At 65.1% G+C, this 21,999-nt stretch carries 18 protein-coding genes; 13 read left to right on the forward strand and 5 right to left on the reverse strand.

What is annotated here, in order from left to right; translation table 11 throughout:
- Positions 1–70 precede the first annotated feature (70 nt).
- From LVJ94_33485 to LVJ94_33495, 3 genes are all read left to right on the forward strand, one after another.
- Complete coding sequence (locus LVJ94_33485) at positions 71–916, forward strand: hypothetical protein (GenBank protein WXB01818.1); 846 nt, start codon at positions 71–73, stop codon at positions 914–916.
- A gap of 180 nt (positions 917–1,096) precedes the next feature.
- A complete protein-coding gene (locus LVJ94_33490; GenBank protein ID WXB01819.1) occupies positions 1,097–1,534 on the forward strand; it encodes a YciI family protein in 438 nt (145 codons plus the stop codon).
- Between the two features lie 171 nt (positions 1,535–1,705).
- Positions 1,706–2,020, forward strand: coding sequence for a DUF2325 domain-containing protein (locus LVJ94_33495; protein ID WXB01820.1), 315 nt, complete (start codon positions 1,706–1,708; stop codon positions 2,018–2,020).
- A gap of 13 nt (positions 2,021–2,033) precedes the next feature.
- Here the strand turns inward: LVJ94_33495 and LVJ94_33500 are convergent, their stop codons facing one another.
- Together LVJ94_33500 and LVJ94_33505 are read right to left on the reverse strand one after the other, a co-directional pair.
- Positions 2,034–2,735, reverse strand: coding sequence for a hypothetical protein (locus LVJ94_33500; protein ID WXB01821.1), 702 nt, complete (start codon positions 2,733–2,735; stop codon positions 2,034–2,036).
- A 25-nt stretch (positions 2,736–2,760) separates the two neighbouring features.
- Positions 2,761–3,996 carry a type I restriction enzyme HsdR N-terminal domain-containing protein gene (locus LVJ94_33505; protein WXB01822.1) on the reverse strand — a complete coding sequence of 412 codons (1,236 nt, stop codon included), beginning with the start codon at positions 3,994–3,996 and terminating at the stop codon, positions 2,761–2,763.
- Between the two features lie 285 nt (positions 3,997–4,281).
- Here LVJ94_33505 and LVJ94_33510 point away from each other — a divergent pair, with 285 nt between their 5' ends.
- From LVJ94_33510 to LVJ94_33555, 10 genes are all read left to right on the forward strand, one after another.
- Entirely contained in the window at positions 4,282–6,366 is a 2,085-nt protein-coding gene (locus LVJ94_33510) for a RecQ family ATP-dependent DNA helicase (GenBank protein ID WXB01823.1), read from the forward strand.
- Between the two features lie 485 nt (positions 6,367–6,851).
- Positions 6,852–7,790: a hypothetical protein gene (locus LVJ94_33515; GenBank protein WXB01824.1), complete on the forward strand. Its 939-nt coding sequence runs from the start codon at positions 6,852–6,854 to the stop codon at positions 7,788–7,790.
- On the forward strand, positions 7,783–10,203 hold the full coding sequence (locus LVJ94_33520; protein ID WXB01825.1) for a phosphotransferase: 2,421 nt from the start codon (positions 7,783–7,785) through the stop codon (positions 10,201–10,203). Before LVJ94_33515 ends, LVJ94_33520 begins: the two co-directional genes overlap by 8 nt.
- A 3-nt stretch (positions 10,204–10,206) precedes the next feature.
- Entirely contained in the window at positions 10,207–11,097 is an 891-nt protein-coding gene (asd, locus tag LVJ94_33525; protein WXB01826.1) for an archaetidylserine decarboxylase, read from the forward strand.
- A complete protein-coding gene (locus LVJ94_33530) occupies positions 11,091–11,726 on the forward strand; it encodes a CDP-alcohol phosphatidyltransferase family protein (GenBank protein WXB01827.1) in 636 nt (211 codons plus the stop codon). Before asd ends, LVJ94_33530 begins: the two co-directional genes overlap by 7 nt.
- Positions 11,723–12,304, forward strand: coding sequence for a CDP-archaeol synthase (locus tag LVJ94_33535; protein WXB01828.1), 582 nt, complete (start codon positions 11,723–11,725; stop codon positions 12,302–12,304). Before LVJ94_33530 ends, LVJ94_33535 begins: the two co-directional genes overlap by 4 nt.
- Positions 12,304–13,185 (forward strand): hypothetical protein, encoded by an 882-nt coding sequence (locus tag LVJ94_33540; protein ID WXB01829.1) that lies wholly within the window; start codon positions 12,304–12,306, stop codon positions 13,183–13,185. Before LVJ94_33535 ends, LVJ94_33540 begins: the two co-directional genes overlap by 1 nt.
- Positions 13,186–13,218: 33 nt before the next feature.
- On the forward strand, positions 13,219–15,903 hold the full coding sequence (locus LVJ94_33545) for a hypothetical protein (protein ID WXB01830.1): 2,685 nt from the start codon (positions 13,219–13,221) through the stop codon (positions 15,901–15,903).
- Between the two features lies 1 nt (position 15,904).
- Entirely contained in the window at positions 15,905–17,218 is a 1,314-nt protein-coding gene (locus LVJ94_33550) for a cation:proton antiporter (protein WXB01831.1), read from the forward strand.
- A gap of 53 nt (positions 17,219–17,271) precedes the next feature.
- Positions 17,272–18,171, forward strand: coding sequence for a LysR family transcriptional regulator (locus LVJ94_33555; protein ID WXB01832.1), 900 nt, complete (start codon positions 17,272–17,274; stop codon positions 18,169–18,171).
- A gap of 559 nt (positions 18,172–18,730) precedes the next feature.
- Here LVJ94_33555 and LVJ94_33560 read toward each other — a convergent pair.
- Genes LVJ94_33560 through LVJ94_33570 form a run of 3 tightly spaced genes read right to left on the reverse strand, consistent with a single transcriptional unit; the run spans position 18,731 to position 21,897 of the window.
- A complete protein-coding gene (locus LVJ94_33560; protein ID WXB01833.1) occupies positions 18,731–19,306 on the reverse strand; it encodes a hypothetical protein in 576 nt (191 codons plus the stop codon).
- A 9-nt stretch (positions 19,307–19,315) separates the two neighbouring features.
- On the reverse strand, positions 19,316–21,436 hold the full coding sequence (locus LVJ94_33565) for a xanthine dehydrogenase family protein molybdopterin-binding subunit (protein ID WXB01834.1): 2,121 nt from the start codon (positions 21,434–21,436) through the stop codon (positions 19,316–19,318).
- Positions 21,433–21,897: a (2Fe-2S)-binding protein gene (locus tag LVJ94_33570; GenBank protein WXB01835.1), complete on the reverse strand. Its 465-nt coding sequence runs from the start codon at positions 21,895–21,897 to the stop codon at positions 21,433–21,435. The genes LVJ94_33565 and LVJ94_33570 overlap by 4 nt, the downstream gene beginning before the upstream one ends.
- Positions 21,898–21,999: the final 102 nt, after the last annotated feature.

Here is a 21,999-nt window from a genome sequence, read left to right on the forward strand (position 1 = left end):
ATCATCATACGGAGAGGGTTGGAGCACGAATGGCTCGAGCCCATTGAGTTACTTTCTTTTGGAGACGTTCATGCGATTTGCCGATTCGAAGACTTTGCTTTCCTTCTTCTTGTTTTTGTCAGCCTTCGCCCTGCCCGCGTGCAGCAGCGACGACGACCCGAAGTCGCAGACCCCCGAGCTGGGGGTCATCAGTATCAGAAGCCAAGCCACCGCCGATGGCCAATTCACGTATTCGATCAATGGTTCCTTCGCCGAGAACTTCGACGTATCCAGCGCCGAGTGCACCACGCGCACCGAAGGTGCCTGCACGATCAGCAAGTGCAAAGCCACCGGCGGTGACGGTGGACTCGAGAAATACCTGCCCGCGGGAACCCTCACCGTGAGCGGCGGGCTCCTGGCGGCATCCGGCGTGGTGCTCCAACCCGATGCCGACAATTTCTACCACAAGGTGGAGTCGGGCAAAGCCTGGAACCCCGGCCAGCGTATTTCGGTGAAGAGCTCGGGCGCACAGGTCCCGGCCTTCGAGGTATCGGTATCCACCCCGGACACCCTGACGCTCGAAGCGCCCGCGGTGCCGGCGAAGGACCAAGCCATGAGCATCAAGCGCTCGACGGGGCTCGAGCTCCGATGGTCCGGCGCGAAGGAGACGAAATACGTCACGCTGTTTACGACCGACGCCACGGGCGCCGGCAATCCCAACGTCAGCGTATCGTGCACATTCCCGGCCAACGCGAACACGACGAGCATTCCCGCGTCCGCCCTGAACGAACTGCCAGCGGGCGAAACGTACCTGTTCGCCTCGGCGCGAAACCAGGCGACCACGCTCGTCAATGGCAAGAGCGTCGCCTTGCACGCGCGCGCCGTCGCACGCTCGCGGTCCGGCGAGCCGGTGCAACGCAACGTGACGCTCGAGTAGGCTGCCCGCCTCGGCACGGTTGAGGAGCATGTACAGGATACCTGGATTTTCCAGGGATCGGGCCTAAAGCGCCGACGCGAAAAAAGTCGCTCGGCCCGTGTCGATCTCCCCCAGACTCGATCGACGCCTGTACGTTCCCCACCGGCGCCCCCGAGCGCCCCCAACGAAAGGCACGACAAAATGAAGGTCATGGTGATCGTCAAGGCTACGAAGAACAGCGAAGCGGGCATCATGCCGAGCGAGGAGCTTCTCCGGGCCATGGGCAACTACAACGAGGAGCTCGTCAAGGCGGGCATCATGCTGGCGGGCGATGGCCTTCACCCCAGCACCAAGGGAAAGCGGATCCAGTTCCGCGCGGGAAAGCGCTCCGTGGTCGACGGGCCGTTCAGCGAGACCAAAGAACTCATCGCCGGCTATTGGATCTGGCAGGTACGCTCGATCGAAGAGGCCGTGGAATGGGCCCGCCGCTGTCCCGATCCGATGCCCGGCGAGGACGCGGAGCTCGAGATCCGCCCCATCTTTGAGGCCGAAGACTTCGGCAAGGAATTCACCCCCGAGCTGCGCGCCCAAGAGGATCGCCTGCGCGCCGAGGTCGAGCGACAGCAAAAAAAGGGATAGCCGCTTCCCGACGGCGGCGCGTCTACCCGCGTTGGAAGACACTTTGACAAGGGGCGGGCCCGCCGCCGGCAGTGCGTTTGCCAAGGTTGCAGGAATAGAACGGCCGACGCACGGATCCCCGGAAATGACCGCGGCATCGGGGATGGCCCTGGTCTTGCTGTTCATCGAATCATGAGTAGCAAAACGAAAGCCGCCCCCAAGGGCGCGGTCATCGTCGTGGGCGGGAGCGGCGGCATGTCGGCGCGCTACCGCGCCATCGTCGAAGAACGCGGACTCGAACTGCGTCACTTCGAGACCCGCGTTCCCAACGGAGCGCGCCGCGCCGTTGGACGGGTTGCCGCGGTCATCGTCATGGTGAGCATGGTGTCGCACGCGCTTCGCGATCAGGCCATATCGCTCGTCGACAACGGCGCCCCCGTCGTCTACTTGCGCTCACCATCCATCTCGGCCCTGCGAAGCGCAGTCGCGACACTCGCCCCCGCGTGACGCCGCGGCATGTTCACGAGAGATCCGGAAAACGCGGGCGCGAGACCGGATCGAGCTCGACCTGTACTTGCTCGCCGAATCCATTGGGGGCCGGCGATACGAACATGCGATATGCGGGGCACTCCACCTCGGGATTCTTTCCCTGCCCGGTCGCCGTTTGCTTGCACGCCGAGATGCCCGCGCTCTCTTCCGACGTGTAGGCGCGCGCTTTGAAAAGGTGGTATCCGGCCGTGACCGCACCGCGAAGGTATTTGCCCATGAGCGAGTCCGACGCGACATCGCGCTGGCTGTAGACGAGCAAGAATTCTCGGCTGCCGCCCACGATGGAGGCGGCCATTTCTTCGGCATTCTGTGGGGTGCGGTCCGGGCGGACCGCAGCAATGTAGGCGAAGGCCAGCCCTTGGGCGTCGACGACTTCCGCCGGCGGGGACTCGGTGAGCTTCAACGTGTATCGCCGCGGTTCCGCAAGCTCGATCTCCGAACGAACGGCGCTGCGGGCCGCTAAAATTTGCCCACCGCCTTTGCTCCACACGAGTGTGGCGACGGGCCGTCCGCTATCCGCGGGACCTTGCCCGGTCGCCACCCCCTGAATCGCAACCTCGTTGGAGGGATCGGGATGGGAATCCGAATCGGACGAGCACCCGCTGATCGCGAGCAGCACGGGGGCCACGGTCATGATGGCCCGTCGTCGGCAAACGCAAAGCACGTCGTTCATTTTCCCTCGACCCCTTTTAGCACGGTTAGCCCGTGGAGATCCCCGCGATGGCGGTGGATTCGCCCTCGTCACTCCCCGATTCACGCCGGCGGACGGCGTCTTCGAAGGCGGTGTGGATGAGGGAGCGCAGGCGCGTCAGGTCCTTCACGTTGTTCAAGTAAACGCGGCTGACGCCAAAGGTCGACGGTGCAGCTTCGACCTCGAAACCGGGTGACATGATCTTCACTTTGTCGACCGCCAGACGTGTGACGACGGACTTTCGCTTCTGATCGCCGAAGTACCGACAGAACCAATAGCGGATGCTTCCAGCGTAAATTCCGAAGTAATTCTGGGAGTCCTTGTACTGAGGCGGATACTTGGCAAAGAAGCTCGAGTCCGAACAAAGATCGCGGACGATCTCGAAAGCCTCGAGCTCTTCCGCCGTGGTGACGATCTTTCCGCCCTCCGCCGGGGGCTCGACGACGGGTGGCTCGGGTGGCGTCGGCGCCGCTGGCGCGGGGAGCGACACGACGACCGCGAGCTCCGGCTTTTCCGTCTCGAGCTTGATCGACCGCGTGGCCATCTCCAGCAACGTTCCCTGAATGGCCTTTCGAACCGCCGGCTGGAAGCGTTCGATGATCTTGGCCGTGAGGCGCTTGCCTGCCCCCACCGCCTCGATCTCGTTCAAAAGGAATCGAACGAAGTTCTCCGACGGATTGCGCAGGAGATCGCCAACGAGCGCGGTCAGCTTTCCGACGTAGATCAGCTCCTCGGCACCGTCGTGCACCGCTTCCCCGTCGTAGCTTTCTCGGTTGAACTGCTTCAGCGTTTCCGCATCACGTTCCGAGAACGAGTGGATGTCGAACACGAAGAAAGGCTCTTCGTCGAGCAGGTTTTCTCGCTTGAGATCCGTGTAGAAGCGGTACACGAGGCCGTTCGTCAGAATGGCCGTCTTGACCGACGGCGTCGCATTGAAATAGCGGGCAAGCTGCGCGTCATGATCGCTGCACGTGACATCGATGGCCTTTGCCTCGATGAAGATGGCCGGCGTGTCCAAGAGACGGAGGGCGTAGTCGACTTTCTCGAACTGCCCATTCGTCTTCTTTTTGGCGAAGTCCGCGATGTATTCGGGCTGAACCTCGGTCGGATTGTAAATGTCGTAGCCGAGTATCTGAATGAGCGGGAGGACGAGGGACTGCTTCGTGGCCTCTTCCCCCTTGATGTGAGATTGCCTGCGTTTGACCTGTTCGGAAAAGTTACGAAGTTCTTCGAAGAAGCCCATACCGCCCTCCAGTGGACCAAAAGAGATAAAGGAGAATGGCCAGTGCTCCTCGATATTCGTGAGCATTCATGGGTCGCAATTTATTTTGAATACGCACAACAAATCTCAGCGCCGGCCGATGGGCCTGAACCCGGAATGGGCGGCCGAAGGTGACCACACCGGCCTCTGTCCGGGACACCGTCGCGGCTGTCCGGGACGGTGTGGCGGGTGCGGATCGCTCGGGAAAACAGGCCCTTGGTCGGAACGGCATGACGCTCGCACCTCTCCCGTGCGATGAACTTGGGCATGACGGACGACGCATTGCGACAACAGGCCGAGAGCAAGCTCGAGGCGCTGGCAGGCCCGCGCGCTACCTTGCGCGCCGATCAGTGGGCGGCCATCGAGGCTCTGGTGGTCGGGCGCAAGCGGGTCCTGGTCGTGCAACGCACGGGTTGGGGCAAGTCGGCCGTGTACTTCATCGCCACCGCGCTGCTCCGCGGCCTCGGTGCCGGTCCCACGGTCATCGTCTCGCCGCTGCTCGCACTCATGCGCAACCAAATCGCCGCGGCCGAACGCGCGGGCATCCAGGCCGTCACGATCAACTCGGCCAACCTCGACGAGTGGGAAGCGGTGCACGAAAAGGTCGCCCAGGGCACCGTCGACCTGATGTTGGTCAGCCCCGAACGACTCAACAATCCTGATTTTCGCGATCAAGTGCTACCTCGGCTGGCCGAGAGCGCCGGCTTGGTGGTGGTCGACGAGGCGCATTGCATCTCGGATTGGGGTCACGACTTTCGACCCGACTACCGGCGCCTGCGCACACTCTTCGCCGGCATGCCCCCGAACGTTCCGATTCTCGCGACGACGGCCACGGCCAATGCCCGCGTCACGCACGACGTTGCCGAGCAGCTCGGTCAGGACACCTTCGTCCTTCGCGGTGCGCTCGAACGCGACAGCCTCCACCTGAGCGTCGTCCAACTGACCTCCGCCGAGGAACGCCTCGCTTGGCTGGCGCACACCATCGGCGAACTGCAGGGGTCGGGGATCATCTACACCCTCACCGTCGCCAACGCCCTGGAGATCGCCGCCTATCTGCGCGAGCAAGGGTACAAGGTTGCCGCCTACCACGGTTCGACCGAGCCGGCGGAGCGCATCGCCGCCGAACAGGCCCTGCTCGACAACCAACTCAAGGCGCTGGTGGCCACGTCGGCCCTCGGCATGGGGTTCGACAAGCCCGACCTCGGGTTCGTCATCCACATGGGCGCGCCGGCATCCCCCGTGGCGTACTACCAGCAAGTGGGTCGCGCCGGGCGCGGCGTAGAGCGGGCGGAAGTCATTTTGCTTCCGGGCGCCGAAGACAAGGAGATCTGGTCCTACTTCGAAGGGCTCGCCTTCCCTCCCGAGGCCGTCGTACGCGCCACGCTCGACGCGTTGAGCGAGGGGCCGCTCTCGACGATGGCGCTCGAACCCATCGTGGACATGAGCCGGAGCCGGCTCGAGACGATGCTCAAGGTTCTCGACGTCGATGGGGCCGTCCATCGCGTTCGCGGCGGATGGCAAGCCACCGGGCAAGCGTGGACCTACGACGCCGATCGCTATGCCCGTGTCGCGGGCGAACGCGCGGCGGAGAAGAACGCGATGCTCGAATACATCGCGACCTCGGACTGCCGCGAGATGTTCCTTCGCAAACACCTCGACGACGATACGGCCAGGCCCTGCGGCCGTTGCGACAACTGCACGGGCCGTCACCGCCCGTCCACGATCGACGCCGGGGCCATGGAGGCTGCTCGGGAACGATTGCGAAGACCGGGCGTCGAGATCGAGGCGCGCAAACAATGGCCCTCGGGCCTCAAGGGCATGGGGCTTTCAGGGAAAATCAAAGCCGATATCGCGCACGAAGAAGGGCGGGCGCTGGGCCGGTTGACCGACATTGGTTGGGGCAACCGTTTGCGATCGATGCTGGCCGACGCCCACGAAGACGGGCCGATTCCCGATGACGTGTTCGCCGCGGTGGTGCAGGTGCTCGCCTCGTGGAAGTGGGCGGCGCGCCCCGTGGCCGTGGCGAGCCTGCCGTCGGAGCGACGGCCGCTTCTCATCGCGAGCTTGGCGCAGCGCCTCTCGCAGGTGGGGCGGCTCGCCTACCTCGGGAGCCTTCGTTACGACGCCGGCTCACCGGGAAGGCAATTCAACAGCGCCAAACGGGTTCAAGCCGTGCACCGCACCCTCGTCGTCCCCGCGGAATTGGCCGCCGCAGTGGCCGAGACGGCCGGGCCCATTCTCCTCGTCGACGATCGCGTCGACAGCGGCTGGACGATGACCATCGCCGCGGTGCTCTTGCGCCAAGCAGGGGCCAAAGCGGTGCTCCCACTGGCGCTCGCCACCACGACGTAGCATCCGTCCGTCAGGCCGTTCGTGTTCAGCGAACGCAGCGGCAAAGGATGATTTCTGATGTGATATCGACACATCGTCATTCATTCGATATGGCGACGCGTGATGGCCATTTGGATTTGGCCAGTATTTCGCCGCCATGCGCGTTCGTGCGAGAGCTTATTGACGAGTTGGCAATTCGAGAAACCCTCGCTAGGAATCGATCGGCGCTTCGCTTTTCCGCATTTCCGATCCGAACGCGAAATCGTCCACTGCACGAGAAAATGGCCCCCAAAGGGAGCGGCGAGTGGACGCGAACGTCCGCGCTCGCGGACGAAGCCGTCCACCAAAGAAGGCCCTATCGTCCCGTCCGAATGCGCCGTGCGCGTGCGACGCTCGCATCACGATTGCGTGGCGGGTGCGCGGACCGCCATTTGCACATAGGTCGTTAACCACTGAGTCCTAATTGCCTTAGCAACACTACGTCTTTGCTGGAAAGGCCGCATGGAATGTCTCGATTCACGCGATTGGGTGCGTATACGCAGCAAATGTTTCCACCGCTGGCCACCGTTCCCTTCATGATGGCGTTCGCGTTGGCGGTTCACTTCGGGCTGCAAGCCCTCGGGGGGCAGCAACCCATTCGGCTGACATGGCGTGCTCTTGCAGGCGCGACAAGCGTCTATCTTTTCGGGCTTCTCCTGCGCGTCTACGACGAAATCAAGGATGCACCGTCGGACCTTGCGCTGGCGCAAGCCGGCGACCCACGCTACGTCGACCGCCCCATCGTCAAGGGAACGGTGACGCTCGACGATTTGCGTGCCTACCGTTTGGGTCTCATCGTTACGCTTTTCGCACTGAACATCTCGCTGGGATTTCCCTATGCGAGCATCGCCTTCGGAGGCACCTTCCTCTTCGTATGGCTTTCGTCGCGTTGGTTCTTCTGGCCGGCGGTGTCGAAGAGCCTCCTGCTCGCGGTGCTGACGCACAATCCGCTACTGCTCGCGCTCGTCGCGTACATGGGTGGTATCTACATCCAAGACTTCGGCCTCGACGCGATCAATGGGTGGGCGCTGCCGCTGGCCATCGGCATCTGGCTTCCCTGGGCGGCGTGGGAGACGTCGCGAAAAATCCGAATTCCAGAGGATGAAACGGCCTATGAATCGTACTCGAAAATCTTCGGGCGCCGGGCACCGCTCGTGCCTGCGGCCTTGGTCCTGATATCCCTCTTCTGCCTGCTGCCTGCCCTGCGCGCGGCGGGTGCAAATGCCTTCTTGTGCGCTCTATTGTCGGTGGCCGCGGCCGTGCCCGTGTTGGCCTGCATGCGCTTTCGTCTGGCGCCCAGCCGTGAGCACGCGCGGCTGCGGCCCTATGTCGATGTCTACAGCGTCGTCGTTTACCTGGGCGTGGTCATCGCCCTCGGTCTGCAGAGAGGGATCCACCTTGGCTAGTTCACCTTACATTCCGGCCGCTTTCGAAATCGCAGACGTCTCTTCGAACGAGCGCCATGGGCGCGAAGAACTCCCCAAGATCCCCTTGCGCGGGCACTACAGCGAGGAGGCTCGCATCAAGCGTCTGCAATTCTTGCGGCGTGAGACACGAACCTTGCTCGCGGCGCTGCAGAACACGTCGCTCGACGCACGGCACCTCACCAAGAACGTGGAACATCTCATCGGCGGCGTCGAAGTTCCGGTAGGTATCGCCGGCCCCCTCCTGTTCACCGGCGAGGAGGCGCGAGGGCTCGTTTATGCGCCCATCGCCACCACCGAAGGGGCGCTGGTGGCGTCGGCCACGCGGGGCGCGAAGGCCATTTCGCTTTCCGGCGGCGTCAGCACGCGCGTGCACGATCAGCGCATGATGCGCGTGCCGATGTTCGTCCTCGACAACATGGGCGACGCTGCACGGTTCGCGGATTGGGTGATCGATCGTCAACAGGAGCTTCGCGAACGGGTGCGAGAGGTATCGCGCTATGCGCTGCTGGTCTCCATCAACCCAGTTACACTCGGTAAGCAGGTGCATGTGCACTTCGTTTACCGAACGGGGGACGCGGCCGGCCAGAACATGACCACCACGTGCACCTGGCATGCATGCCAATGGCTCCTCGACCAAGCGCGCACGGCGGGTTTTCGCATTCGCAACTTCTACGTGGATGCCAACGGCAGCGGGGACAAAAAGGCGACGTTTCAGTCGCTCATCGCAGGGCGCGGTATCCGCGTCGGCGCGGAATGCCTCGTTCGCCGAAAGGTCCTTCAGCGCGTCCTCAAGGTCACGCCCGAGGAGCTCCACACGTTCTGCGCGGCGGCCAAAGATGCAGCCCTCGCGACAGGGAGCGTGGGGTTCAGCATCAACGCATCGAACCTGATCGCCGGGCTCTTCACGGCGACGGGGCAGGACATTGCGTGCGTCTACGAGTCGAGCCTCGCGGTGCTGCAAACCGAGGTGACGCCCGAAGGCCTGTATGCCTACGTCCAATTCCCGAGCCTCATCGTCGGCACCATCGGCGGTGGTACGCACCTGCCGCGCCAGAACGAATATCTCCAGATCATGGACTGCGCCGGGGCGGGCCAGGCATCCCGCCTCGCCGAAATCATCGCGGGGTATTGCCTCGCGCTCGACCTCTCCACGGCTTCGGCCATGGCGAGCGGTGAGTTCGCGTTGGCGCACGAGCGACTCGGGCGGAATCGGCCGGTGTCGTTCCTCACGCGAAACGAGATCGATGCGCGGTTTTTCGACGAGGCGCAGTCGCGTGGCCGCAGCGGCGAGCGCATCGAGGTGGCGCATGCAGAGGCGCTCGCTGCACCCGTCACCGGCAGCAGCATCCTCACCGAGTTGAGCTCGCGCAAGACGAACAAGCTCGTGGGGCTCTTTCCGTATCGGCTCACGCCCCGCTCCGGTCAACAGCGGACCATCGACGTGATTCTGAAGCTCAAACCTTCGGATCACGAGGTCATCTTGATGGTGAATGCCATCGCCGGCATGTGCGGGCCTGCGGTGGCGAAAGCCCACGCCGAGCACAAGAACCGCACCGGTTTCGCCGGCTGCCATCTGCGCGAGATCGCCTTGTATGAGCTCGACGACCCGCGCCTGCGCAAGCATACACCGCGCGTCCATGGCACGATCCGCGACGACGCTCGCGAGATCCACGCCGTGGTGCTCGAACGCCTGAACGACGTCCTCCTCATGGACAGCGCGGACGACGTGAGCGGATGGCGGCCAGAGCACGTCGAGGCCGCACTTCGCGGAATCGCGCAGGTGCACGCGATCTGGTACCGCCGCGAGCGGGACCTTCTCGCCGAGCCCTGGCTCGGCCCCGTCACCGGCGTCAACGAGATGGTGGCCATGGCACCGCTCTGGGAATCGCTCGCGGCGCACGCGTGCGACGAATTCGCGTGGTTCACCCACGACGACCGCGCCCGCAGCGACGCACTCATCGCGGATCTGCCCACGTGGTGGAGCGAGTTGCAATCGCTCCCGCGCACGCTGGTGCACAACGACTTCAATCCGCGCAACATCGCGTTGCGCCGCGAGGGCTCGATTCTCTGCGCCTACGACTGGGAGCTCGCCACGTGCCTCCCACCCCAGCACGATCTCGCGGAGCTCTTGGCCTTCGTGCTCGACGCGAACGCCGATCGCGCGCAGGTCGATCGCTTCGTGGAGTACCACCGGCGCGCCCTCGAGCAGGCCAGCGGCTTCGCCATCGACGCGGCGTCGTGGCGCACCGGTTATCGACTCTGCCTTCGCGATCTCTGGCTCAATCGATTCGGGCTCTATGCGATGGCCCATGCTTTTCGCCACTACGGGTTTCTCGAACGCTCGATGCACACCCTGCGGCACCTCCTCCAGCTGGAAGAAGGGCGGCCTTGAGCGATGCCCGGACCGATCCGGTACATCGACCGTGAGAGCCAAGGGTGGCGCGAAGAGCCGCTCGCATTCGGTGGCTTCCTCCCGTGGCTCTACAGCGACGGTGTCGTCGCGCGAACGACGCGCTACGCGCTGACCCGCCGCGCCGCGACACGGGTCTACGGCTGGCTCCAGGAACGCCCCACGCCCGTGGAGCGGCTGCGCGCGTTCTGCGAATCCTTGGGCATCGACGCCGAGGAAGCCGCCGAGCCGCTTTCGGAATACCGCAGCCTTTCGAGCTTTTTCTCACGACGCCTCAAACGGGACGCGCGCCCCGTGGTGTCCGACGCGCGCGTGCTCGTATCCCCCGCAGACGCGCGCGTGTTCGTCGTTCCGGTGCTCGACGGCGAGCGACTCCCCATCAAGGGCGGCCACTTCACCTTGGCCGAGCTCGTGGACGACCCAAGGCTTGCCGCACGCTTCGCCAAAGGCGCCGCCGTGGTTCTGCGCCTCGCGCCCGCGGACTATCACCGATTCCACTTTCCCGATGACGGCGATGCATCCGAGGTGCGGGCCATCGAGGGCGGTTACGACTCGGTCAATCACTACGCATTGGACCGCGCGCCGGGCATCCTCTGCCGCAACCACCGCCACGTCACCCTTCTTCGCTCCCGCCATTTCGGTGACATGTTGATCGTCGAGGTCGGGGCGCTCTTCTGCGGCGCCATCGTGCAAACGTACCGCGCCGGAAACGTCACCCGTGGCGCAGAAAAAGGCTATTTCCGTCTGGGCGGCTCGAGCATGGTGCTCGTGCTGCCGCCGGGGCGCGTGCGCTTCGACGACGATCTCGTGGCGGCCAGCCAAAGCGGCCATGAGACGCGCGTCCGAATGGGTACCTCCTTGGGTCGCGCATGTTGAGCCTATCCATCGGCCCGGCATGCTGGGTCACCTTGGCCGGCGGCGTCTTCTCGTCCATCGGCGCGCTGCTGCTCCTGGAGGTCCTCGCGGCCTCCCTGACGCCGCATTGGTTCTTTTTGGGCCTCACGTTCATGTTCCTGGGGTTGCTCATGGACGCGCTCGACGGCGTCGTGGCACGGCGATTCCACCTCGAGAGCGATCTCGGGAAGGTGCTCGACAGCCTGTGCGACGTCGTCACGTACCTCGTGGCGCCGGCGCTCGCCCTTCGCGTGCTCGGCCTCCAGGGACTGGCCGGCGGTGCGGCAATGACCATCATGGTCGTTGCCGGTATCCTTCGTCTGGCGAACTTCGCCGTGATCGGGAATGTGAAGGGGACGGCCGGCCCGGCCTACTTGGGTATGCCCTGCTTCTATTCGCACTTCGTGCTGGCAGGCCTCGTTCTGCTCCATGGGTGGCTCGCCCCCGGCGCATTTCGCCTGCTCGCAGCGGCCGCCATCTCGATCATGAGCGTGCTGTTCATCAGCCGGATTCGCTTTCCGAAGATCGTCCGCCTGCGTGTCATCTTTTCATTGGCCGGCTCGTTCCTGGCCTCCTCGCTGTTGCTGTTCGTCGTCGAACGGAGCCCATGACGATGCTTCTCCTTCGGATTCTCTGGCTGCTCGCGCCGCTCATCGCCGCCGGCGTTCTGCAAGTCATCGTCCTTCGCGCCCGGCTCTTCCCGTGGCTGGCGTGGCCCATCGATCGCGGCCTTCGGGTGCGAGGAACGAGGCTGTTCGGCGACCACAAGACCTTTCGCGGGTTCGTCGTCATGATCGGCGGCACGGCGCTTTTCTTCGGGCTTCAAGTGCTCGCCTCCCATCAATCGGCCACTCTGTGCGATCTCGGCTTCGTCGATTACCGGCAGACGACGTGGTGGCTCGACGGCGGCATCTACGGCGCGGGCTACGTCCTGGGGGAGCTGCCCAATAGCTTTTTGAAGCGGCAATTGGCCATTGCCGAGGGGGCCAAAGGGAGTGGCGCTCTCGGAAGCGCCTTCTTGGTCCTCGATCAAGTGGACGGCGTATTCGGCATTCTCGTCTCCATGTGCGCCTTTTACGTGCCGACGCTTCTGATCGCCGGCCTCGCCTTCGGCGTGCTCACCATCGTGCACGTGGTCATCTTCAATGTGGTCCTGGTGATGATCGGCGTAAAGAGCCGCGTGTTCTAATGCGCATTTTGACGACCACACACCTCGACGAAGCGGGATTCCTCCGGGTGGGCGCCGGTCGCGGGGGCAAACGCGCGGAGCTCACTGCAGGGTGCGCGCCAGGGATCGCCGGCGCCGGCTTCATCGGCGACCTCACGGCCGCATCGGCGGACGGCGATGCCTTCGTGCGCGCCTCGCTCGAAACCGCCATCGCCTGGCTTCGCGCGCGAAGCCTTCGCCGCGTCTGGGCTCCGCTGAATGCGTCCATCTGGGGCGGGTATCGCCTGATGACCCGCGGCTTCGAGCGCACGCCATTCGGCGGGGAGCCCCGCAATGCGTCTTGGTGGCCAGAATGCCTCGCACGCGCGGGCTTTGCTGCGCACGCACATTGGTACAGCTGGGATCTCGGCGAGCGCGAAATGCGCGCCCTCGCCCGCCGCGAGCAGTCCGCGCCACGGGGGTTTCACCTGGAGCCGCTCGAGTCGCGCACCTTCGACGACCAACTCGAACGATTGCGCACCATCGCCAGCGCCTGTTTCCGACACAATTTTGCCTTTTCCGACATTTCGCGTGAAGCGTTCGCCCGAAAATTCGCGTTTCTGCGCGAGGCCTTGCGCCCCGGTTTGGGCAGCTTCATCCTCGACCCCGACGGCGAGACCGTGGGGTTCTACGTGGGATACGTCGACCCGTTGGAGTGCGATCGCGTCGTGTTCTATGCGCTGGGTCTCCTCCCCTCCGTGCGCGGACGAAGTTTGGTTTATCCCATGGTGGTGGCGCCCTTCTTCGAGGCCGCCCTGGCCCACGGCTTTCGCCGCGCCGTTTCGGCGCTCCACACCGCGGGCCCGACGTTCCTCGATGGCGTGGCGGCGGCAAGCCGGCAGTACACCGTTTTTCAGATCTGAATCATCATTGCATCTTACACGGATATACATTCCATGAACGACACGTGTGATCGCATCGTCATTGGCGGCGTGGGTGAGAAGAAAGCGCCATTACCGGCTCGATTGGTCGGCGGGAAAGGTGCCAATCTGGATCTCCTTCGTGAGCTCCCCGTTCCACGGTGGTTTTGCGTGACCACGCGCGCTTTCGAACACCTCGTTTCCGACCTTCGGTATCGCTTCGCGGCGCGGCTGGCCACCCTTGCGTGGGCCACCGACGACGAGGTCATCGCATTCGCGGGCGAGCTGCGCCAGGCGGCGCGTGCATGCGCCCTCGAGGCGGACGACGAACGCCGGATCTTGGAGAACTTCGATGCCCTTTTCGGCCCCGAAACGTGGGTGGCCGTCCGCTCCTCCGCCGTCGGTGAAGACGGCTCGCAGGCGTCCTACGCGGGCCAGATGGACAGTTACCTCTTCGTGACCCGCGCCGAGTTGATCGATCGCATCAAGGACTGCTTCGCCTCCGCCTTCTCGGACCGTGCGCTGTTGTACCGGCGCAAACAGGGCGCAGAACCGCTCCCCCACGCGGCGGTCATCGTGCAGGAGATCGTACGGAGCGAGGTGAGCGGGGTGCTCTTCACCGCGAATCCCTCCACCGGAGATCACGGAGAGGCCGTGATTGCAGCCGCCTACGGGCTGGGTGAAGGCGTGGTGGCCGACCGGGTCGAGGCCGACACTTTCTTCATCCACCGCGCGACCCGGCAACCACGCGATCGCCAGATCCGAAACAAGGGAACCCAGGTCGTCTTCGACCAGCACGCCGGTCGCGGCACGTGCATCGCCGAGGTCCCCAACGTCCGCGCCCATGCACCGGCCCTCGACGACGTGCAGCTCGACACGCTGATATCCATGGGCGAGCGCGCGCTCGCCCTGTTCGGGTGCCCGCAGGATGTCGAATGGGCCATCGATGCCGAGGGAAAAATCTACGTCTTGCAGGCGCGGCCCATCACCACCTTGAAAACGCCTCCCGAACCGACGGGAACGCGCCGGGTCTTCGACAATACGAACATCGTCGAGAGCTATCCCGGCGTCACGACGCCCCTCACCTTCTCCTTCGTACGGAAAGGCTACGAAATCGTCTTCCGCCAGACCGCACGCGCATTCGGCATCGCCGAGAGCACACTCGTGCAGGAACGCGCCACCATCGCCAACATGGTCGGGCTGGTCGAGGGTCGCATTTATTACAACATCGAAAATTGGTATCGCTATTACTCGTTGGTTCCCGGCCTCGAGCGCAACCTCGAAGCGTGGAAGCAGGCCCTCGGCCTGAAGGATGCCACGGCCCGCGTTCCTCGAAGCCCGGCTCGACTCCTCCAGGAGCTGCGCGTGCGGGCCAACGCCGTGCGAAATTTCATCGGCCTACGGCGTGATCTGGCGAGCTTTCAGCGCCGCATGGCCGACTTTCAGCGGCGTTTTCGCAGTCAAAGCGTGGACGATCTTTCCGCCGACGAGCTTCTCCTTCTCTACGAATCGCTGTTCGACGACCTCATTCGGCATTGGGAGCCGACGACGGTCAACGATCTCTTCGCCTTCAACTTTCACCACGTGCTCGGCCGCTTCATCGCGAGCTCGGGGTTCGAGGACCATCCGTCCCTGCAGAACGACCTTCTCTGCGGCGAACGCGGAATGGAAAGCGTGGAACCGGTGCGCTCCGTGCTGGCGCTCACGCAACGTATCCGCGAAAGCGACGCCCTGCGCCGCCTTTTCGACACGGAAAGGCACGACGAGCGCGTGTGGCGCAGCCTCTGCGAGGACCCGGCGCACGAGACGTTTCGAGCCCAGGTCGAACGCCACATCGAGCTCTATGGGGACCGCACCGTCGAGGAACTCAAACTGGAGACCAGCCCGCTCTCGGAAAACCCGGCCTCCCTCATCGCTCTCTGCCGCGGGTACCTACACGCGGGCACGACGTTCGAACAATTCCAGGAGCGCGAGACACGCATCCGCAGCGGCGCCGAGCGCACCGTGGCCGAGCGCCTTCGCCGGAGGCCGTGGACGCGACTTGCGTTCGCCTTTCTCTTGGAGGAGACGCGCCGGGCCGTGCGAAACCGCGAGAACACACGCCTCGCGCGCTCGCGGATGTTCGGCATGGTCAAGCGCATCTTCCGCGCGATGGGCCGGCGGTTCTGCGAGCAGGGGCTGCTCGGCGATGCAGCCGACATTTTCTACCTCACCGTGGACGAGATCGAGGCCGCCATCCGCGGCAGCGCCGTCACCCGCGGCCTCGGGGAAGTCGTGGCCATGCGCCGCCGCGAGTTCCGGGCCTTCGCCGAACGTGACACCGAATCACGCATCGTGACCCAGGGCATCGTGAGCGCCCATCGCGCCGCCGGGCCCGCGCGCACGAGCCCCGAGGTCGCGCCCGCGTCCCTCTTGCGCGGTCAAGGCTGCGCGCCCGGTGTGGTCCGCGGGCGCGCCCGCATCGTCCGCGATCCAAAGGGGGCCGTCATACAACCGGACGAGATCCTCGTGGCCGCGATGACCGACCCCGGCTGGGTCTTTCTCATGGTGGCCGCGCGCGGCCTGGTGGTGGAGCGCGGCAGCATTCTTTCGCACACCGCGATCATCGGCCGCGAGCTCGGGATTCCGACCATCGTCGCCGTCGACGGCGCAACCCGGCATATCGCCGACGGTGCCGAATTGGAGATCGACGGCGGGCTCGGAACGGTGAGGGTGCTCTGACATGCCCGATCGTCAGCTTGGAGCGTTCACCCTTGCCTTGCTTCTCATCATCGGGGGCGCCCACGGCCTGGGCTACCTCTTTGCGCGATGGCGGCAGCCGCGGGTCATTGGCGAAATCCTAGCCGGCATTCTCCTCGGGCCATCGGTTTTCGGCCGCATCGCACCGTCGGCGTCCGCGCTGCTCTTCGGTGAGGACAAAACCAGCCCGGCGCGCATCGTGCTCGGATTCCTCTATTCGCTCGGGCTGCTGCTTCTTCTTTTCGCGTCCGGCTCGGAAGTTCGAAATGTTCTGGGCAGTCGCGAAACCCGACGTCAGACCTGGTGGCTTTTGGGCATTGGCACGTCGCTGCCGTTTGCGATCACCCTCGCGCTCGGGCCCTGCCTTCCCTTGGATCCCTTGATGGGCGCCGCCCATCAGCGCACGTCCCTGCTTCTCGTGCTCGCCATTGCGGTGGCGGTCACGTCGATCCCGGTCATCAGCAAGATCTTCGCCGATTTGGGGATTCTCGAATCCCGGTTCGCGGGTCTGATTCTCGGCATGGCGATGCTCGAGGACATCCTGCTCTGGGGCGTCCTCGGCGTGGCCACCTCGCTGGCGGCGGTTCGCACGGCGGGTGTCGATCCGATGGTGAGCGTCACGCGTCATCTCGTGCTTTCGACGCTGTACATTGGCCTGGGGCTCACACTCGCGCCGAAGTGGCTCGCCAAATGGGGCCGATCACAGCGCAATGTTCTCGCCGTGGGATCGCCGATGGCGTGGATCGTCGTGGTCATCTTCGCGTACACCGCGGCGGCGGCGGCGGCCGGCGTCAATGTCGTGTTCGGCGCATTTTTGGCAGGCTTCGGCATCCTGGGCGGCTTCAAAGGGACGGAGCGCGCGCGTTTCGCCGAACCGGTCGCCGCCCTGGGGAAGGTCTCCTTCGGCGCCTTCGTCCCCGTGTACTTTGCCATCGTGGGATATCGCCTGGATCTTACCAGGACGTTCTCACTCGCCATGCTCGTGACCTTCCTGGTCGGCTCGAGCGCGATTCGCCTTCTTTCCATGGGCCTGGCCGCACGATTGGCCCGACTCCGCGGTCTCGACATCGCCAACGTGGCCATCACCGCCAACGCGCGGGGCGGACCGGGCATCGTGCTGGCGAGCGTCGCCTTCGACGCGGGCATCATCAGCCCCGCGTTCTTCACCACCCTGGTGCTCACCGCCATTCTCACCTCCCAGGCAACCGGGTTCTGGCTCGAGCTCGTCCTTCGCAAAGGCCTGCCGCTCCTCTCCAGCGCACCGTCGGCCGGGGAGGCGCCCGCACCCGCGGAATGAGGGCACTTTCTACCTGACAGAATCGCGCGGTATTCTTTCTTCGAAGGAACACAATGCGCGGAATCGAATTCACCGAGTTGAACGCCTTTGCGGCCGTCGCATCCCAGGGAAACTTCACGCGCGCCGCCGCACATTTGCGCGTCTCGGCGCCCGCGCTCAGTCAGACGGTGCGCAGGCTCGAGGAGCGCCTCGGGGTGCGCCTGTTGAACCGGACCACCCGCAGCGTCTCTCCCACGCAGGCGGGGGCGCGTCTACTGGCGAAGCTCCATCCCGTTTTCGAGGACTTGCACGCCGCCGTGGCGGACGTGAAGACGTTTCGCGAGCGCCCCGCAGGGGTCGTGCGCATCAATGCGGCGCGTGTGGCCGTCTTCGGCTTCCTCGCGCCCCTGGTCGGGCGCTTCTCGCGCAAGCACCCGGACATCGTGCTCGACATCGCGAGCGACGATGCACTGACCGACATCGTCGAGGGGCGATTCGACGTGGGCGTTCGCCTGGGCGAGAAGGTCGACAAGGACATGGTCGCCGTCAAGTTGAGCGGCCCGCTCTCCACCATGGTGGTCGCCTCGCCGGACTACCTCGCGCGCCACGGAACCCCGAAGACGCCGTACGAACTGCACCGCCATCGCTGCATCAACCTGCGCTTCACCCCCAATGGGAACGTGTACCGCTGGGAATTCGCGCGCGGCAAGAAAAGCCTCGATGTCGCGGTGGAGGGGCCGCTCATCGTCGACGATGCCGACATTTTGCTGCGCGCGGTGCGCGATGGCGTCGGGATTGGCTACGGCATCGACGAAAAGATGCGCCGCGCCGTGGAGCGTGGCCGCATCACGCGCATTTTGGAAGCATGGTCGCCGTCGTTTCCCGGCTTCTACCTCTATTATCCGAGCCGAAGGCAAACGCCGCCGGCGCTTCGCGCATTCATCGACTTCGTGCGCGAGCAGGCGCCGCCGTGACCAGGTGGGTCCCTGGTGCCGGGTGCGGCATAGAGCTGGGCCGGCCGGGGCAACGACTTCACCCCCCGGTCACGGGGGGGGCGAGGGCAAACGGGTGCGAGATCGCGCGTTCCGCGCAATCGCACACATGCTTCTTCTGGCTTTCTCTCTGCCAGATAAAAATGAGGGTAGAAAAGTTCCGGTAGATGCGAGCAGTTTTTGCGCTGCTTCCCCAACGAGGAATTCGGCCACCGGTCCGCGACCGCAGCGTCTCCCGTCACCGCCCCACGTGTTGTTCCCAATAGCTGGACGCCCTTGGGCGTTGGTTCCCTGCCTTTTCGGGCACGCGGAGGGCTGTTGCCTCCCACTCTTACCTGCGGCAACCCATCATCTTGATCTGCAACCTCGCGGGTGCGGGTTCCGGAGCCCCGCGCACGAAAGGTCTGACCCGACGCATTGCCAATCCAGTGCCAGTTCGCATCCATCGAAAAATAGGCCCTCGCCGCGCGGCGCCCCTCTGTCCCGGACGGATTTCGGCCTGTCCGTGACACCTCGAGCCGCGGTCCGCACCCCAGCTAACTTAGTCGGGGCACGGCGCCCCCGCGCGCGCCCATGTTTCCCATGCCGCGAGGAAGGTATCGCGCGGCGTCGACACGGGGGTGCGGCCGCGGCCGGGAGCCCAGCCCCAGACGACGAGCGGATCTTCGAGGTGGGCGCGCAGCGCCGCGCGGTCCTTGCGTCCGTTGCGCGCGGGATCGCGGACTTGCTCGCACAGCGCGCGCGGCGAGAGCCCGACGAACACCAGCTTCGTGTCGGGCGGAGGCATGTGCCAGCCGTTGGCGTTGCCCGGCGGCACGTGCGGACCATAGGCATTCGGCGGATTGGCCAGCCCATGGCACGTCGTGCATTCGGCGCCGACCATGCCGCGCCCTTCCGGCCCGCGCTGCACGTTCTGCGTGTGGACGTGGCTGTCGTCGCCTTGAAGCGGCGCATCGCCCGCCGGGTGACAATTTTGACACCGTGGATGCTGCAACACGCGGCGCACGGTCTCGAAGGCCACGACGCCGTCCGCGCTCGGCGGGGCCGTGCGGCTCGTGCCATCGCGGGGGGGATGGCACGCCGAGAGGAGAAGGACGGCGATGGCGAGGCGATTCATGGTGCGGTCTCAAGCAAGGCGGAGCGGCAGGGTGCGCAGGCGCTGTTGGGTCAAGGCGAAAACCGCATTGGCCACGGCGGGGGCAATCGGCGGGGTGGCCGGCTCGCCGATGCCGCCCATGGGCGCGTCGCTTCGCAGAATGTGAACCGCAATCTTGGGCATCTCGAACATCCGCAGCGGTGGGTAATCGTGAAAATTGCTCTCCTGCACCTGCCCTCCGACGAGCGTGAGCTTCCCGTGGAGCGCCGCCGTCAGCCCGAACGCGATGGCCGACTGCACCTGCGCCTCGACGGCGAGCGGATTGACCGCGATGCCGCAGTCCACCGCGCAGGTGACCTCGTGAACGCGGATGCGCCCATTCTCGACGGAGACCTCCGCCACCTGCGCCACCACGGAGCCAAACGCCTCGCGCACGGCGAGCCCGCGCGCACGCCCCGCAGGCGGCGCCGTCTTCCAACCGGCCTTGTCGGCGGCGAGCGCGAGCACCGCCGAAAACCGCGGCCGCTTCTCGAGGAGCTCGAGCCGGTACGCGAGCGGATCGCGCCCCGTGGCGTGCGCCAGCTCGTCCACCATGCACTCCTCGGCAAAGGCCGTATGCGTATGCCCCACGGAGCGCCACCACAACACGGTCACGGGCGTCTGCGGCAGATGCAGCGACACACGCTTCGAGGGCACGACCTCGAGGTACGGGGACGATTTGATTCCGTGCACCGACGCTCGGTCGACGCCATTCTGAATTATCTCCGATTCGAACTGCGTGCCACGGCCGATCGATTGCCCCACGATGGTCTGGTCCCAGGCCACCGGCCTGCCCTTGGCATCCACGCCGACACGAATGCGATGCACGTGCGCCGGCCGGTAATAGCCGCCTCGAATGTCGTCCTCGCGCGTCCAAATCGTTTTGACGGGCACACCCGCTGCCTTGGCAACATGTACGGCCTCGGTCACGAAGTCCGAGGTATCGTTGAAGCGCCGCCCGAAGCTGCCTCCGAGAAACGTCGTATGGACGCGGACCTTGTCGACGGTGATGCCAAGGATGCTCGCGGCGAGCCGCTGATCGTTGCTCGGAAATTGCGTGCCGGCCCATATTTCGCAATACCCGCCGTCGATGTTCACTACGCAGTTGAGTGGCTCCATCGGCGCATGGGCGAGGTACGGAACTTCGTAATACGCCTCGAGGCGATGGGCCGCCGCAGCGAATGCCGGCTCGAGCTTGCCCGCCTCGACGACCACCGCGCCGGGCTTTTGCGCCAAGGTGCGAAAGTTCTCGAGCAAGGTGCGCGAGTCGACGCCGCCGCCTTCGGGCGGGCTCCACGTGATCGCCAGCGCGTCCCGCCCGAGCTTTGCCGCCCAGAAGTGCTTCGCCACGACGGCCACGCCATTGGGAATGGCGACCACCTTCTCGACACCGGACACCGCGAGCGCGGCCGCCGGGTCGAAGGACACGAGTTTCGCCCCGAAAGCCGGCGGCCGCGCAATCAGCGCCGTGCGCAGGCCCGGGAGCGCAACGTCGATGGAGAAGACCGCGCGGCCCGTGACCTTCTCCGGGGAATCGAGCCGCCGCACCGGGGTGCCGATGAGTCGCCACGACGCCGGATCCTTCAGCTTCACCGATGCGGGGGGCTTCAGCTTCATGGCCTCCTCTGCCAGCTCGCCGAACGTCAGCGAACGCGTCCCGTGCGAGATGATCCCGCGGGCGACCTTGCACGCCGCGGGCGCGACCTTCCATCGGGCCGCGGCCGCACGCACGAGCATGTCTTTGGCCGTCGCCCCCACCGTGCGGTACCGATCGAATTGACCGATGGTGCTCGACGAGCCCCCCGTCGCCTGCACGTTCTCCTCGCCGTAGACGGAAGGCAGGGCGGGCGCGTGCTCCGAGCGCACCTTGGACCAATCGCAATCCAGCTCCTCGGCAATGAGCATCGCGAGCCCGGTCCAGATGCCCTGCCCCATTTCGGAATGGGCCAGCACCACGGTCACCGTATCGTCGGTCCCGATGCGGAGAAACGCATTCGGCGGCGCCAACGGCGCGGGCGGCGGCTTCGCGATGGCCGCACGCGCGACCTCGGACACGTGGAAGTGCAGCACGAGCCCCGCCGCCTGCAAGAAGCCCCGGCGCGAAACGCTCATCGGCGGCCTTGCCTCACGAGCCTCGACGCGAGATGAATCGCCTCGCGCACGCGCACGTAGGTGCCGCAGCGGCAAACGTTTCCCGACATCGCGGCATCGATGTCCGCATCGCTGGGATTGGGCTTTCGCTCGAGCAGCGCCACGGCGGTCATGATCTGACCAGATTGGCAATAGCCGCATTGCACGACGTCGGCCTCGACCCATGCGCGCTGCACCGGATGCGAGGCATCGCTCGAGATGCCCTCGATGGTGGTGACCTTGCGCCCGCCCACCGCCGAAACGGGCAGGATGCACGCGCGCACCGGCCGCCCATCGAGATGAACGGTGCACGCACCACAAACGGCCATGCCGCACCCGAACTTCGTGCCGGGCAGCCCCGCCAGATCGCGCAAGACCCATAACAGCGGCATATCCGGCGGCGCGTCAATCTCCCGAAGGATCCCATTGATGTCGAGCTTCATGGCAGTGCAGCGATGAAGATGGCGCAGCCCGACTCTTTTGAGAATGTCGAAGAGTCGCAGAAACCTATGTCGACGAAGCGACATAATGTTCGCTTGTCGAGA

The organism is Sorangiineae bacterium MSr11367, from assembly GCA_037157805.1.
Lineage (GTDB): Bacteria > Myxococcota_A > Polyangia > Polyangiales > Polyangiaceae > Pendulispora > Pendulispora rubella.